General features: G+C 67.2%; 13 protein-coding genes and 1 riboswitch. Of the genes, 10 read left to right on the top strand and 3 right to left on the bottom strand.

The annotated features are described in order from the left end of the window. Nucleotides 1-106 precede the first annotated feature (106 nt). From BM175_RS00685 to BM175_RS00655, 7 genes are all read left to right on the top strand, one after another. Nucleotides 107-2,017, top strand: coding sequence for an ATP-dependent nuclease (locus BM175_RS00685; protein ID WP_342029181.1), 1,911 nt, complete (start codon nucleotides 107-109; stop codon nucleotides 2,015-2,017). Nucleotides 2,018-2,023: 6 nt separating this feature from the next. After that, a complete protein-coding gene (locus tag BM175_RS00680) occupies nucleotides 2,024-3,424 on the top strand; it encodes a UvrD-helicase domain-containing protein (RefSeq protein WP_061934911.1) in 1,401 nt (466 codons plus the stop codon). Between the two features lie 350 nt (nucleotides 3,425-3,774). Further along, entirely contained in the window at nucleotides 3,775-4,191 is a 417-nt protein-coding gene (locus BM175_RS00675) for a nuclear transport factor 2 family protein (RefSeq protein WP_061934909.1), read from the top strand. Nucleotides 4,192-4,194: 3 nt separating this feature from the next. Beyond that, nucleotides 4,195-4,710 carry an RNA polymerase sigma factor gene (locus BM175_RS00670; RefSeq protein ID WP_055851749.1) on the top strand — a complete coding sequence of 172 codons (516 nt, stop codon included), beginning with the start codon at nucleotides 4,195-4,197 and terminating at the stop codon, nucleotides 4,708-4,710. After that, nucleotides 4,707-5,516: an anti-sigma factor family protein gene (locus BM175_RS00665; RefSeq protein ID WP_061934907.1), complete on the top strand. Its 810-nt coding sequence runs from the start codon at nucleotides 4,707-4,709 to the stop codon at nucleotides 5,514-5,516. Before BM175_RS00670 ends, BM175_RS00665 begins: the two co-directional genes overlap by 4 nt. Then, nucleotides 5,513-6,406: a LysR family transcriptional regulator gene (locus BM175_RS00660; protein ID WP_061934905.1), complete on the top strand. Its 894-nt coding sequence runs from the start codon at nucleotides 5,513-5,515 to the stop codon at nucleotides 6,404-6,406. Before BM175_RS00665 ends, BM175_RS00660 begins: the two co-directional genes overlap by 4 nt. Further along, nucleotides 6,403-7,068, top strand: coding sequence for a uracil-DNA glycosylase family protein (locus BM175_RS00655; RefSeq protein WP_061934903.1), 666 nt, complete (start codon nucleotides 6,403-6,405; stop codon nucleotides 7,066-7,068). Before BM175_RS00660 ends, BM175_RS00655 begins: the two co-directional genes overlap by 4 nt. Before the next feature lie 25 nt (nucleotides 7,069-7,093). On the opposite strand, the gene BM175_RS00650 is transcribed toward BM175_RS00655, so the two are convergent. Continuing rightward, entirely contained in the window at nucleotides 7,094-8,245 is a 1,152-nt protein-coding gene (locus tag BM175_RS00650) for a TDT family transporter (protein WP_061934901.1), read from the bottom strand. A 195-nt stretch (nucleotides 8,246-8,440) separates the two neighbouring features. Between BM175_RS00650 and BM175_RS00645 the strand changes: the two genes are divergently transcribed. Continuing rightward, nucleotides 8,441-8,845, top strand: coding sequence for a DUF305 domain-containing protein (locus BM175_RS00645; RefSeq protein ID WP_090672828.1), 405 nt, complete (start codon nucleotides 8,441-8,443; stop codon nucleotides 8,843-8,845). Continuing rightward, entirely contained in the window at nucleotides 8,842-10,224 is a 1,383-nt protein-coding gene (locus BM175_RS00640) for a YncE family protein (RefSeq protein WP_061934897.1), read from the top strand. The genes BM175_RS00645 and BM175_RS00640 overlap by 4 nt, the downstream gene beginning before the upstream one ends. 26 nt (nucleotides 10,225-10,250) lie before the next feature. Here the strand turns inward: BM175_RS00640 and BM175_RS00635 are convergent, their stop codons facing one another. Then, nucleotides 10,251-10,433, bottom strand: coding sequence for a hypothetical protein (locus BM175_RS00635; protein ID WP_139183988.1), 183 nt, complete (start codon nucleotides 10,431-10,433; stop codon nucleotides 10,251-10,253). A 112-nt stretch (nucleotides 10,434-10,545) separates the two neighbouring features. Next, nucleotides 10,546-11,607, bottom strand: coding sequence for a molybdopterin-dependent oxidoreductase (locus tag BM175_RS00630; protein ID WP_090959039.1), 1,062 nt, complete (start codon nucleotides 11,605-11,607; stop codon nucleotides 10,546-10,548). Between the two features lie 244 nt (nucleotides 11,608-11,851). After that, a riboswitch (Fluoride riboswitch) is annotated at nucleotides 11,852-11,926 on the top strand. An 88-nt stretch (nucleotides 11,927-12,014) separates the two neighbouring features. Between BM175_RS00630 and BM175_RS00625 the strand changes: the two genes are divergently transcribed. Further along, nucleotides 12,015-13,859 (top strand): DUF190 domain-containing protein, encoded by a 1,845-nt coding sequence (locus tag BM175_RS00625; protein WP_061934893.1) that lies wholly within the window; start codon nucleotides 12,015-12,017, stop codon nucleotides 13,857-13,859. Nucleotides 13,860-13,908: the final 49 nt, after the last annotated feature.

Raw genomic sequence — 13,908 nt, 5'->3', positions numbered from 1 at the left:
CAGTTCTCGATGGGGTGCTGCCGCATTGAGGCCATCTCCGGGGAGACGGCCCTCCACACGAACTTCCACCACCTGACGGACGCGGACGGCGACCTTCCCGAGAGGGATGTTGCGTCTCGCTATGCGGGGGGCGCAGCACCAAGGCCTCCAATCCTCAAACACGCTGGCGCAGGGTGCGTTCGCACCGCGAAGGGGACGGACAGCCGGCCCGAACCCCGTACGACGCAGGCCTGAACCGCCCGCCTTACGTTTTCGCGCCCAGCCCGTAAGCTCGCCCTTCGGAACGGGGCGAATCAGTGGCATGGCCAGGATACGGAAACTGGAGATCGAGAACTTCCGCGGGATCCGCGGCCTTGAGTGGCATCCGTCGCCGGGATTCAACTGCCTGGTAGGGCCTGGGGACGCAGGGAAGTCGACGGTGCTGGACGCCATCGACCTGTGCCTCGGGGCACGGCGCAATCCCCAGTTCACGGACTCCGACTTCCACGGCCTGGACTGCGACCGATCCGTCGCGATCCGGGCGACCGTGGGGGATCTGCCTCCCGACTTGCAGTCCTTCGAGGCGCACGGACACCATCTGCGGGGCTACGACCCGTTGCTGGGATCGGTCGAGGACGAGCCCGGCAACGGCCTCGATACGGTGCTCACCGTCGAGCTGCGCGTGGGCGACGACCTCGAGCCGCGTTGGTGCCTCGTGTCCGACCGCGCGACGCGTGCGGGCGTCGAGAGGTCGCTCTCTTGGCGGGACAGGCTCAAGCTTGCCCCGACGCGCCTCTCCGGCGCGGGGGGGCACCACCTGGGCTGGTCGCGCGGCTCGATCCTGAACAGGCTCTCCGACGAGCGGGCGGACGTCTCGGCCGCCGTGTCGCGCGCCGCGCGCCAGACGAGGTCGTCGCTGGGAACCGAGGCGGGCAGCGACCTCGCCAAGGCACTGGCATCTGTCCACGCGCTCTCCGTACGGCTGGGCGTCCCTGTCGGCGACGGGGTCACCGCGATGCTCGACGCCCGGTCGATGGCGTTCGGCAACGGCACCATCTCCCTTCACGACGAGGGTGGCGTTCCGCTCCAGGGGTTGGGACTCGGCTCGTCCCGGCTCCTCGTCGCCGGGATGCAGCGCGAGGCGGGATCCGGTTCCTCCATCGTCCTCGTCGACGAACTCGAGCATGGCCTCGAGCCGCACCGCATCCACAGCCTGTTGTCCGAACTCGGCGCCGCGGACAGGAGGGAGCCGCTACAGGTTTTCGCGACAACCCATTCGCCTGTCGTGGTCAAGGAGTTGTCGGTCGGACAGTTGCATGTCGCGCGTCGGTCGCGCGAGGGGATCGCCAGCTTGCGGCGCGTCGCGGCGACAGAGGAGATGCAGAAGGCAGTGCGCGCCTGTTCCGAGGCCCTCCTTTCGCGAACCGTGCTGGTGTGCGAGGGGCCGACCGAGATCGGCCTCGTCCGGGGATTGGACCGTTTCCGCACTGCCGGAGGTTCGGCGCCGGCCGGCGCGCTCGGCGTCGCCTTCGTGGACGGCAATGGGCAGAACACGTATCGCCGCGCATTAGCATTCCAGGCCTTGGGTTACCGGACCGCGATCCTGCGTGATCGGGACAAGGAACCCGACCCTACCGAAGCAGCCGCCTTCGCGCGAAGCGGCGGCGTGACTTTTGCATGGCGCCAGGGAAACGCGACCGAGGACGAACTTTTCGCCGCACTGACCGACGGCGCGGTCGGCAGCATGCTGGACGCTGCCGCATCTTGCCGGACCCGGGAACACGTCGACAGCAACATCCGCTCGCTGTCGAACGGCAAGACGACGCTGGACAACGTGGAACTCGACATCGTTTGCGGCGCCCTTGATCGGGAAACGCGTGCCTTCCTCGGCAAGGCGGCCAACAAAGGCAAGTGGTTCAAGACGATCACCGACATGCAGGACGTCGCGTCGGACGTCGTGGGACCGGACCTGTCGTCCGCCGACCCCGAGTTCGTGAAAGTCGTGAATGACGTTTTCGGGTGGCTCGCGGGGGCTTAGGGCGGCATGGACCTGCTCTCGATCGAAAGGGGCTCCGTCGTTGCGCCGGCGGGATGCGGGAAGACGGAGCTGATCGCCGCTGCCCTCAAGCAGCACCGCGGCCGCCTGCCCATACTCGTCCTGACGCACACCAACGCCGGCGCGGCTGCCCTGCGGGCGCGCACGGCCCGCGACGGCGTGTCTCCCCGTGCGTTCCGGGTGTCGACGATCGACGGCTGGGCCATGCGCCTGATCTCGACGTTTCCAGCTCGAAGCGGCCATGACCCTCTCGTCCTCGGCGCCAAGCCGGACTACCCGCTGATCCGCGCCGCAGCGGACGCGCTGATCCGCAGCGGACATCTCTGCGACATCCTCGCGTCCACCTACGAAAGGGTTGTGATCGACGAGTACCAGGATTGCTCGCGGCTCCAGCATTCACTGGCGGTCGGGCTCGCCGACGTCCTGCCGACCGCCGTCCTCGGCGACCCGATGCAGGCGATCTTCGACTTCGCCGACGACGACCCGATCGTGGACTGGGACGGCCAGGCCTTGCGGGCCTTTCCGGAGGCGCACACCCTCCGAAAGCCATGGCGCTGGATCAATGCGGGCGCCGAGCCGCTCGGGCACTGGTTGCTCGACGCGCGGGAACGGCTCGCTACGGGACTCCGGCCTGACCTCCGCGGGGTGAGGGGCGTCGAATGGGTCCGTCTCGACGGCGGCGCGGAGGACCATCGGAAGCGGCTGGGGGCATGCAACACGCGCGCGCCCGAGAACGGCCGTGTGCTGATCATCGGCCATGGCCAGAAGGCGTCGGTCCGCCATGGGTTCGCCAGCCGGGCGCACAGGGCCGTCACCGTCGAGGGGGTGGAGCTGAGGGACCTGATGCGCTTCGCGGCCTGTCTCGACTTCGGATCGCCCGACGCCACGGACACCATCCTCGCATTCGCCGCGAGCGTGATGACGGGGGTCGGGCAGGGCGCCTTCCTCAAACGGCTTGGCACGTTGCGCAGCGGCCGCCAGCGCAGCGCACCGTCCGATGCCGAGGCGGCGGCGCTGACCTTCGAGAGGGACAGGCATCCGCAGGCGGCGGCGGAACTCCTCATGCGGATCGCGGGGCAACCTGACGTCAGGGTATACCGTCCGACGATCCATCAAGCTTGCCTTCAGGCCCTACGGCACTGCCCGGACGGTGACTTCCGCGCGTCCGTCGTCCGCGTGCGCGAGGCGAACCGCCACCTCGGCCGCGAACTTCCCCGGCGCGCGGTCGGAAGCACTCTGCTGCTGAAGGGGCTGGAGGCCGACGTCGCTGTGGTGCTCGATGCCGACGAGCTGTCGCCCAAGAACCTATACGTGGCCTTCACCCGTGGTGCCCGACGTCTCGTCGTGTGTTCGCGGCATGCGGAGCCGGGCCGGCGGTCAGGCGGATAAGGCACCAACTGGGCGCTGAAGCCAGTGATCGGACTGCGCGGCATGCGACCGTCCCGGGTTGGGAAACGTGGCTCAACGCGCCCGGCCGGCCGGGAGCTTGGTGAGGACGCCGATCCGTGATTACGTCTGTGTAGGCTGTGCATCCTGTCCGCGCGATTGAGTGAAGCGGCGCTTCCGCTATCGACCCAACGAAGCCCTTTGGTGCCTTTTCAGCTTGCGCCGTTAGCGGACGTTCCGTCTGGACGCCGAACTGAACCTGCTCGTCTCTAATTTTCAATCCTTTGGGAATAAGCGCCGTTCCCGGACGTCTTCCGTTGGCCAATCGCGGCCGAACCGAAGGACACCGAGCCATGAAGACCCTCCTTGCAGCCATCGCCATTCTTTCCGCCGGGGCTTCGACCGCGCTTGCGGGTCCCGCCGGCGACATGGCGAAGGCGCATATCGAAGCGATCACCAAGGGCGATAGCGCCGCGGTCACCGCCGCCTATGCCCCGTCCGCAACGCTTCACTGGGTCGGCGGTCCGCTCGATGGCACCTACACGGGCCCCGAGATCGCCGCGACCTGGGCAAAGTTCGCCAAGGCGCAGACCGGCCTCAAGGCCACCGTCGTCGAGATGCGCGAGAGCATGAACCCGAAGGGCGCCACCGTCGTCGCCGATGTCGTCTTCGCCAACGACAACAAGATCCCGGTGCGCTACGTCATGATGTTCCGGGACGGCAAGCTCACCGACGAGATCTGGCAGATCGACCCAACGCTGGCGAAGTAAAGCATGTCGACCGACGAGATCGCGGCGCGGATCGAACCGCTCATTCCGGGCCTGAGGCGCTATGCCTATGCGCTGGTGCGCGATGGCGACGCCGCCGACGATCTCGTCCAGGACTGCCTGGAGCGTGCCGTCGGGCGCTGGCACCTACGCCGGCCCGACGGCGACCTGCGCGCCTGGCTGTTCGCCATCCTGCGCAACCTCCACCTCTCGGGCCTGCGCCAGCACAAGCGGCGTGGGCCCCACGTGGCGCTCGACGAGATGGCCTCGCCGCCGGCGGTGGATGGCGACCAGGACGGTCGCGCCGGGCTCCGCGACGTTCTCGCGGGGCTCGATGCGCTGAGTGAAGAGCACCGCACCGTCCTCCTTCTCGTCGGCGTCGAAGACATGAGCTACGACGAGGCGGCGCGGGTGATCGGGCTGCCGGTCGGCACGGTCATGTCGCGCCTGTCGCGGGCGCGCGAGAAGCTGCGCGCCATCCTGGAGACCGGGATCCGCGCGCCCTTGAGGAGAGTCAAATGAGGCGCAGGGACACGCCCGTCGGCGAGGACGACCTGCAAGCCTATGTGGACGGACGGCTCGAGGCCGAGCGGCTGCCCGTAGTCGAAGCCTATCTCACGGAGCGACCGGAGATCGCCGCGGCCCTCGCTCGCGACCGCGAGATCGCCCGGGCACTGCGCGAACGGCTTGCCTTCAAGGCCGAGGAGCCGATTCCCGCGCGGTTGCGCATGGCAAACATCCGCGAGGCCCGTCGCGGTCGCTTCGCGGCCACACGTCTGCGCATCGCGGCCGTCATGGGCTGGCTGATCCTCGGTAGCGCCGGCGGGTGGCTGGCGAACGACGTCCTGCGCGTGCCGCCGCAGATGGCTCGTGTGGCGGTCATGGCCGACGAGGCGATCGCGGCGCATCGCACCTTCGTGGTCGAGGTGGTCCATCCCGTCGAAGTGCGGGCCGACGAGGAGGCGCATCTCCTGCAATGGCTATCGAAGCGGCTGGGAACGCGGCTGTCGGCTCCGGACCTGACGGGGCTCGGCTATCGGCTAATGGGCGGGCGCCTCCTGCCTGCGGGCGCGGGTCCCGCTGCGATGCTGATGTACGACGACGACCAGGGCACGCGGCTGACGCTGTTCATCAAGACCGACGAGAAGGACGAGACGTCGTTCCAGTTCGTCGAGGAGAACGGCATCTCAGCCTTCTTCTGGCGCGACGCCGGCCTTGGCTACGTCGTGTCGGCCGAGGCGCCGCGCGAACGGCTGATGCAGGTGGCGACGGCCGTCTACGACAGCCTGAACCGCCCCGCCCCGGGCCTCTCAGGCGGTACGCTGTGACGCTCGATCAGCTTCGCATCTTCGTTGCCGTTGCCGAACGCGAGCACGTGACGGAGGCGGCGAAGTCGCTGAACCTAACGCAGTCGGCGACGAGCGCCGCCATAGCCGCACTGGAGGAGCGCCACGACGTCCGGCTGTTCGACCGCGTGGGGCGGAGGATCGAACTCACCGAGGCGGGTCGCCTGTTTTTGCCCGAGGCCCGCGCGGTGCTTGCGCGGGCCGAGGATGCCGGCCTCATGCTTTCCGAACTTGCCGGACTGAAGCGGGGTCGTCTCCGCATCGTCGCAAGCCAGACGGTGGCGAACCACTGGCTGCCGCCGGTGCTCGCGGGCTTCAAGGCCCGCCATCCCGGCATCGAACTTCGGCTGAGCATCGCCAACACGGCGCGCACGGCCGAGGCGGTGCTGGATGGCACGGCCGATCTCGGCTTCGTGGAGGACGAACTCGGCGATGCCAGGCTGGGAACGCAACGCGTCGCCGACGACCGGCTGATTCTGGTCGCGGCATCCATGCGCGTGGGCTCCGGCTTTCCCGTCGCAACCGGAGATCTCGTGTCGGCGCGCTGGGTGCTTCGCGAACGGGGCTCGGGCACCCGCGCGATCCTTGAAAGCGCGCTCGAAGCCTTCGGTGTCGATCCCACCGCGTTTTCGGTCGAACTCGAACTGCCCTCGAACGAGGCCGTGCGCGCGGCGATCGAGGCGGGCGCCGGCGTCGGGATCCTCCCCGCAGTGGTTGCGGATGCCGGCCTTCGCACGGGGAAGCTGGTGGCGCTGCCCTTCGACCTGCCGTCGCGCGGGTTCCATTCGGTGCTGGCAAGGGACCGTCACCCGAGCCGCGCCGTCGCCGCCTTTCTGGCCGAGCTGCCGACGATCGAGGTTCCGCGGGCGTGATCGATGGATCGACCACGTCCAGACGACATTCAGTCGACGCGATCGTCGAGCGTCTCTCGGCGCTGCCCGGCAAGGCCAACCTGTTCAACCCGTATGCCGGGTTCGACGCGGAGATCGAGGGCGCGGACGCGCCGGTAACTCGCCGTCGCAATCTCGGGCGCTATCTCGCCGCTATGGCGAATCGCGACGTCCGTGACCTCTGGCTCGGCGAAGCACCCTCGCGCTTTGGAGCGCGTCGGACAGGCGTGCCGTTCACGGGTGACGGGCGTCTCGCCGACCTGTCGCAGCGGCTCGGCCTCGATCCGCCGCTAGCGCGGGCGACCCGCGGGACCCTGCCGACACTGGAGTCTGGAACCTCCCGGGAGATCTGGAACGCGGTGCCCGACCCGCTGCCGTTGTTCTGGAACGCGGTGCTCTTCCATCCCCATCGCGGCGTTCTGCCCTTGCGCAACCGGACGCCGACGCGGACCGAGATCGCCGAACATCGGAAGGTGCTGGAGATGATCGTCGCGATCTTCGCGCCGCGCCGAATCCTCTGCATCGGCCGGATGGCGCAGCGTGCGGCGGACGGGCTCGGTATCCCCGCCACCTACGTGCGCCACCCCGCCCAGGGCGGCGCCATCCGGTTCCGGGCCGGCGTCACCGCCTTCCTCGACGACTGACCGCCAGTGGTTGCCCCTACTTCTCTCAATCGGCCTTGAGGCAGGGCGAGACGAAGAGATCGCCCCTCCAGGCACCGCGCACCGTCCTCGTTCCGACGATCACCCAAAGCACCGCCAGCACCGCAACGAGCACCGCGCCGAAGACGTGGATGGCAGCGAGCGGCAGGAGGGTGCCGAGCTTCAGCGTGGCCACGGCATAGACACCAAGGGGGAACGTGTAGCCCCACCAGCCGATGTTGAAGGGAAGGCCGTCGCGCAGGTAGCGCAGCGTCACGAGCACGGCCATCGCCAGCCACCAGAGCCCGTAGCCCCAGAGCAGCAGCCCGCCGAAGAGGCCGAGCCCTTCCGCGAAGGCGCCGAAGCGCTCCAGCCCGTTGGCGGAAAGGATCGCGGGCGCCGCGCCGCCCAGCGTCATGAGCCCGAGCGCGCCAGTGCCGATCGGCCCGAGCGCCAGCCAGCTCGACGCCGCCATGTTGGCGTGCGGCAGCTTGTGGACGGCCATGCGCAGGAGGAGCACGACGAGGATGCTGAGCGCGATCGGCACCGACAGCGCCCAGAGCGCATAGGAGAGGGTCAACACCACGAGCTGGGAATGCGGGTCGACGAGATGCGGCGCGAGCAGTCCCCCGGAGACGGCGGCGACTTCGGCCGCGACCACCGGCAGGAGCCAGACCGCGGTCATCTGGTCGATCGTGTGGCTCTGGCGCGTGAACATCATGAAGGGAATGGCGACCCCGCAGGCCGCCGCCATCGCGACGTCGATCCACCAGAGCGTCTCTGCGATCCCGACCGCCACTTCGCCGTAGCGCGGCAGGCCAAAGATCAGGAAGCCGTTGACGATGGTGGCGAGGCCCATCGGGATGCAGCCGAAGAACATCGACACGACGGAATGGCCGAAGATGCGCTTGGCCCCGTCGAAGAAGAAGATCCAGCGGGCAGCGTAGAGCCCAGCGAAGAGCGCGAAGAGCGCGATGTTGAACATCCAGAGGCCCTCGGCCACCGGATGCAGCATCGGCACGTCAGCCTGGAACTGCGACAGCGCAATCGCGAGGATCCCGGTACCCATCGTGGCGGCGAACCAGTTCGGGGTGAACTGGCGCACGACCTCGCGAGGGCTGTCGAGGCGCGACAGCGGTTGGAGGCCAAGGGTGACGGCACGCATCTGTTCGAAGGTCATTGGCGGGTCCTTATCCTGTCCGAACCATGCGCCACTGCAATCGTTCGATCCAACGCGTTGTTTTGGTCATTCCGATCGATGGGGGCGATGGATGCTTCAGGCGCCTCGCCCCGAATAAATGTTGCTGCCACGGGAATGAAAGGCATCCGCACGCGTCTTCTTGTCGAACCCGTACTTCGAGGACCCTGTGATTCCATGCTGAAGACGCTTTTCCTGACCTTGGCCTTCGCCGGGGCGTCACTCTCCTCGGCAGAGGCGCAGGACGCGCCCGCTCATCAGCACTCGGCGATGGTGCCGGCCACACCCGACGGCTCACACTATGCCGAAGCGACCGCCGAGGCGATGGAGAGGATGCACGCCGGTATGATGTCGGCCCCGGTGACCGGCGATCCCGAGCACGACTTCCTGTCCCAGATGATCCCGCATCACCAGGGCGCGATCGACATGGCCAAGGCCGTCCTCGGCTCGACCGAGGACCCGGCGATCCGCAACCTCGCGCAGTCCATCATCACCGAACAGACCTACGAGATTACGCTGATGCGCTCGATGCTCGCCGCATCTGCCGACAAACCAAAGCCCGTTCCGGAGACAACCCCATGACCCGCACCGCCATTCTCGCCGCCGCGCTCCTCGTCTCGACGTCGGCCTTCGCGCTGCCCGCCGCCTCAGACCGCGTCTACACCGCCGACCAGAACTCCAACACGGTCTCGGTCATCGACCCCGTCGCCAACAAGCTGCTGGGCCAGATCCGGCTCGGCAATCCGCGGCCGGACGTTCTGAGCCCCCTCTACAAGGGCGAGGTCAACGTCCACGGCCTAGGATTTTCGCCGGACCACAAGACGCTCGTCGTCGTCTCGACGGTGACGAACTCCGTCACCTTCATCGACACGGCGACCAATGCCGTGAAGGGCACGACCTATGTCGGGCGCAACCCGCACGAGGCCTTCTTCACGCCGGACGGGAGGGAAGTCTGGGCGACGGTGCGCGGAGAGGACTACCTCTCGGTGATCGATGCCACGACCTTCAAGGAGACGGGCCGCATCCCGACGACAAGCGGCCCCGGCATGACCAAGTTCTCGCGCGACGGCAAGCTCGCCTTCGTCGCCAACTCGTTCAACCCGGTGCTCGAGGTCTTCGACGTCGCGAGCCATGCGCTGGTGAAGCGGATCCCGGTCATCTCGCCCTTCGTGCCCTTCGTACAGGTGAGCCCTGACGGCAGCAACGTCTGGCTGACGCACAAGGACGTCGGCAAGGTCACGCGCGTCGATGCCAAGACGCTCGAGGTGAAGGAGGTGATCGACAGCGGGCCGATCTCCAACCATCTCGGCTTCGGAACGGTGGACGGCGAGACGCTGGTCTACGTCACGATCGGCGGCGAGAACGTCGTGAAGGTCTACAAGCCCGGCGAGAAGACGCAGCTCGTTGCAACGATTTCGGTCGGGGCGCTGCCACACGGCATCTGGGGTTCGGAGGACGGCAGCCGGATCTTCGTCGGGCTCGAGAACGGCGACAAGGTCGACGTGATCGACACGGCCGAGCAGAAGGTCGTGGCCGAGATCCCGACCGGACAGGCCCCGCAGGCCCTCGTCTTCGTGCCAGGCGCGGTTCCCGTGGGCGCGGGCACCGAAAACCTTGTGCCGTTGAAGGCGGGTCCAGAGAACCTGACGCTATCGCTGAAGGCGCCCGAGGGCGCGGACGGTTCCGGCATGGTCGTCTCGCGCAATCTCGGCCTCGTTGACGCGATCGACGTCAGCCTCGCCAAGCTGAAGCCGGTGACCGAATACGGCGTGTTCTTCGAAGGGCAGGACGAGCCCGTCGTGGTGCTGAAGACCAACGACAAGGGCGCCGGCATGGCCTCCAGCATCGGCCCGGTGCGCACGATCGGCGCCCCGGGGGAGCCGGCGGCGGGCAAGGAGCCGCGGCTGGTCGTGGTCGAGGGTCTGAAGGGTACGGCCAGCCCGGTCCTCACCAGCCGCTAGAGACGGCTGGGTCCAGAGTTGCGTTGCTAGCCAAGCGTGCTCCACAGGACGACGCAGACGGCCAGCAACGCACCTGCGATGAGAACCCATGAAAGACCTGAGTCGCGAGCCTTCGACACATCTCTGGCGCTCGATGGCCCATCTTCGATTTGGGCCAGCTCTTCCATCTCCAGCTCGTCTGTATCTTCCGGTCCATGCTGCTTGCTCATGGCAATCCCGCCTTTCATCTGCTCGCATCATCGACCAACCGCAGAAACGATCGGACGTGTTGGTGCGCTAGCCGATCGGACGCGTTCGCGGCCTTCGTCCCTTTGCGAAGCCTCAGCCGACTCTGATCGAGACGCGATGCCACGAATAGGCGAGATAACCCTTCCAATTCCAGATCTTCGCGATGTCGTCGGGTTGCGAACCGCCGACACCGTCGAAGGAACGGACGGCGAGCTGGTGCTGTCCGGTCGGTAGGTCGAGGACGACAGACCAGAAGATCCACGCCCACTGGGTATCAGCCTGCTTGTCGATAGTAGCCTCGTGCCAAATCTCGCCACCATCGTAGGAGACCTCGACCTTGGCGACGCCATTTTGCGTCCCGATCGCGTAGCCCTCAATCTTCGTCGTTCCCGGCTTCAACGTCGCCCCGGCAGCCGGAATGCAGATCGCAGCGTTCGAGGGCATGTCGTTGATGACGACGTTCGGATCCTTGTCGGCCGACTCCTTCGTCGTCGTCGAAGGAAAGAGCCGATACTCCTTTCGCTGGATCGGGGTATCGGCCTCTTCGTCCTGCACCATGATCGAGGCCAACCATTTGGGGCTGCGAGTTCCGGCGTAGCCGGGCACCACGACGCGTAGGGGAAAGCCGTGCTCGGCCATCAAGGGCTCGCCGTTCATGGCCCAGGCGAGGAGAACATCCGGGGTCATCGCCTTCTCGAGCGGGATCGAGACGCCGTAGTCGAAACGATCATCCTTCATGACGACCTCGTCATGCGCGAAGAACGCCACATGGAGCCCTGTGCCGTCTTCGGCGCCTGCGGCGCTGAGGACGTCAGCTAGCGAGACGCCGGTCCATTCCGCATTGCCGATCGCGCCGGGGCCCCAGAGGTCACCCTCGACATACCCGACATCGACCATGTCTGCCCGGCGGTTGCCGGCGCACTGCATGACGGCCATGACATTCCGCTCGGGGAAGCGTGACTTGAGATCCGAAAGCGACAGTTCGACGGGCGTCTCCACCTTGCCGCCGATCTTCAGCCTGTAGCCCGTCTCGTCGATCTTCGGCACGGTGCCGTGGTCGCGGATGTAGAAATCGGCCTGGGGCGTGACGAAGGAGGACCGGAGCTTGGCGATCGGCGTCTCGGCGTTCAAAGGAAGCTTGCTGTGGACGAGCAGGTCGCTGGCGGGCTCGGTCGGTGCAGCGGTGGCCGCCGAAGCAGCCAAAGTGGACCATGTCGTATGAGTCACCAAGAGGCAACTCGCTCCTTGGAGCACGGTCCGTCTTGTGGGCATCGTGACATCTCCAAGGCAGTAAGTTGCATGAAACAGAGCAACATTCCCTTCGATCACCAGTTCCCTGAAGGCGTGTCCGACGGCACATGAAACCCTAGTTGACAGCGCTCGCGACGATCGCGTAGCCGTCCGGGACGGCAATGGATTCTGCCGGGCCTCGTGCCGAACCGCCTTCCGATGGGCTGATGACTCCTACTCCACCCGCAACATGGCGGGCGAGTAGTGATGTCCGGCCCGCATCCCACCCGATGCAGACTGCCTGATCGCTCCGCCCGCACCGGAGCCAGATCATGCCGCCGAATGCCCTTGCCACCCGAACCCTCCAGGCGATCGTCCTCGCCAAGTGGGTGCTGCTCGTCCTGCCGATGGCCGCTGCCGTCGGCTCGGCCTGCGCCCTGTTCCTTTGGGCTCTCGACGTCGCCACCAAAGCAAGGTTCGAGACCCCCGACCTCTTCTACTGGCTTCCCGTCGCCGGTCTCGCCGTTGGCCTTGCCTACCATTGGTTCGGTCGGTCGGCCGAGGGCGGCAACAACCTGATCGTCGAACAGATCCACGAGCCGGGCGGCGGCGTGCCCTTGCGCATGGCGCCGCTGATCCTGGTCTCAACGGTGGTCACCCACCTCTTCGGCGGATCGGCGGGACGCGAGGGGACGGCGGTCCAGCTCGGCGGCAGCCTTGCGTCCGCCTTCGGCAAGGCGATGCGGCTGGGACAGAAGGAGGTCCGCCTCCTCCTCATGGCCGGCATCGCCGCAGGCTTCGGCGCGGTCTTCGGAACACCAATCGCCGGCGCGATCTTCGCGCTTGAGGTCCTGACGGTCGGTCGCATCCAGTACGAGGCATTGGTGCCCTGCCTCGTCGCGGCCGTCGTCGGCGACTGGGTCTGCCTGCAATGGGGCATCGAGCACACCCACTTCCTCATTGGCTTCGGGGACGGGATGCAAGGCTTCAGGCTTGACATCCTCCTATTCGCCCAGGTCGCGCTGGCGGGCGTCGCCTTCGGCCTCGTCAGCCAGTTCTTCGCCGAGAGCCTCCACGCCGTGCAGGGCCTCGTGAAGCGCATCCTGCCCTTCGCCCCCTTGCGTCCCGTCCTCGGCGGCCTCCTCCTCATCGGTCTCGTCTACGTCCTCGGGACCCGCGAGTATCTTGGCCTCGGCGTCTGGTCCCCCAACCCGGCGGACGCGACGATCTCCGGCTTCTTCGATCCTGCCCGGTCCAACGAGTGGGCCTGGGCGTGGAAGCTGCTCTTCACCGTCGTGACGCTGGGCTGCGGCTTCAAGGGCGGCGAGGTCACCCCGCTCTTCTTCATCGGAGCCGGCCTCGGCAGCGCGATCGGCCATGCGATCGGCGCGCCCGTCGACCTCTTCGCCGGGATCGGCTTCGTCGCCGTCTTCGCCGGCGCCTCGAACACGCCGATCGCCTGCACCATCATGGGCATCGAGCTCTTCGGCGCGGAGAACGCCGTCTACATCGCGACGGCCTGTTTCCTCGCCTACGTCTTCAGCGGCCACTCCGGCATCTACCTATCCCAGCGCGTCGGCGTGCCGAAGATCGACCACGGCTTCCTGCCGCCCGACGTCTCGCTGCGGGAGGTGCGCACCATCGGCAGGCCGACGCCCGACTTCTCCCTGCCTGGCCGCCGTCGGGCAGCCCGGGTTGCCGAACCACTCTCCTTCACTCCCTCGACAGGAACCGACATGACCCATTCGCACCACCTCAGCCCGAGCGACATCGGGATGCTCCGGATCTACTTGAAGCCCGGCGACAAGGCGTCGGGGTCGGGGCGGTTCGCGTTGTGGGGCGGCAAGCCCCTCTACCGCGAGCTCGTGCTCCTCGCCAAGAAGGCCGGGATCATGAACGCCATCGCCCACCACACCCACTACGGCTACAGCAACCACGGCGTCGCGCAGGAGCCGAGCGGGGAGTATTCCAATCCGGAGCTGACGATGTGTGTCGAACTGGTCGGGCACCGTCCGGTGCTCGAGACCTTCTGCCGCGAGCATGGCTCGCTCCTCCGCGACAAGGTGATCGTGTTCAAGCACATCGAGCACTGGACGGTCGGAGAGGGTGACGAGTCCCTTGAGGAGACCACCGTCGCAGAAGATGGGGCAGCCGGCCCCATTCCGCAGATCGGATGACGAAGTCCACTGGCATTCCCGGACGCGACCGGCGGCAACCACCTCCGCC

Source organism: Aureimonas phyllosphaerae, from assembly GCF_900113065.1.
In the GTDB taxonomy this organism is placed as follows: domain Bacteria; phylum Pseudomonadota; class Alphaproteobacteria; order Rhizobiales; family Rhizobiaceae; genus Aureimonas; species Aureimonas phyllosphaerae.
The sequence above is the reverse complement of the archived record's forward strand: the minus strand, read 5'-3'. Positions and strand labels throughout refer to the sequence as shown.

Excerpts from the sequence above, each read along its gene's own strand:
- BM175_RS00685 (WP_342029181.1), top strand. The coding sequence starts at position 107 with ATGTTGCGTCTCGCTATGCGGGGGGCGCAGCACCAAGGCCTCCAATCC.
- BM175_RS00680 (WP_061934911.1), top strand. The coding sequence starts at position 2,024 with ATGGACCTGCTCTCGATCGAAAGGGGCTCCGTCGTTGCGCCGGCGGGA.
- BM175_RS00675 (WP_061934909.1), top strand. The coding sequence starts at position 3,775 with ATGAAGACCCTCCTTGCAGCCATCGCCATTCTTTCCGCCGGGGCTTCG.
- BM175_RS00670 (WP_055851749.1), top strand. The coding sequence starts at position 4,195 with ATGTCGACCGACGAGATCGCGGCGCGGATCGAACCGCTCATTCCGGGC.
- BM175_RS00665 (WP_061934907.1), top strand. The coding sequence starts at position 4,707 with ATGAGGCGCAGGGACACGCCCGTCGGCGAGGACGACCTGCAAGCCTAT.
- BM175_RS00650 (WP_061934901.1), bottom strand. The coding sequence starts at position 8,245 with ATGACCTTCGAACAGATGCGTGCCGTCACCCTTGGCCTCCAACCGCTG.
- BM175_RS00645 (WP_090672828.1), top strand. The coding sequence starts at position 8,441 with ATGCTGAAGACGCTTTTCCTGACCTTGGCCTTCGCCGGGGCGTCACTC.
- BM175_RS00640 (WP_061934897.1), top strand. The coding sequence starts at position 8,842 with ATGACCCGCACCGCCATTCTCGCCGCCGCGCTCCTCGTCTCGACGTCG.
- BM175_RS00635 (WP_139183988.1), bottom strand. The coding sequence starts at position 10,433 with ATGAGCAAGCAGCATGGACCGGAAGATACAGACGAGCTGGAGATGGAA.
- BM175_RS00625 (WP_061934893.1), top strand. The coding sequence starts at position 12,015 with ATGCCGCCGAATGCCCTTGCCACCCGAACCCTCCAGGCGATCGTCCTC.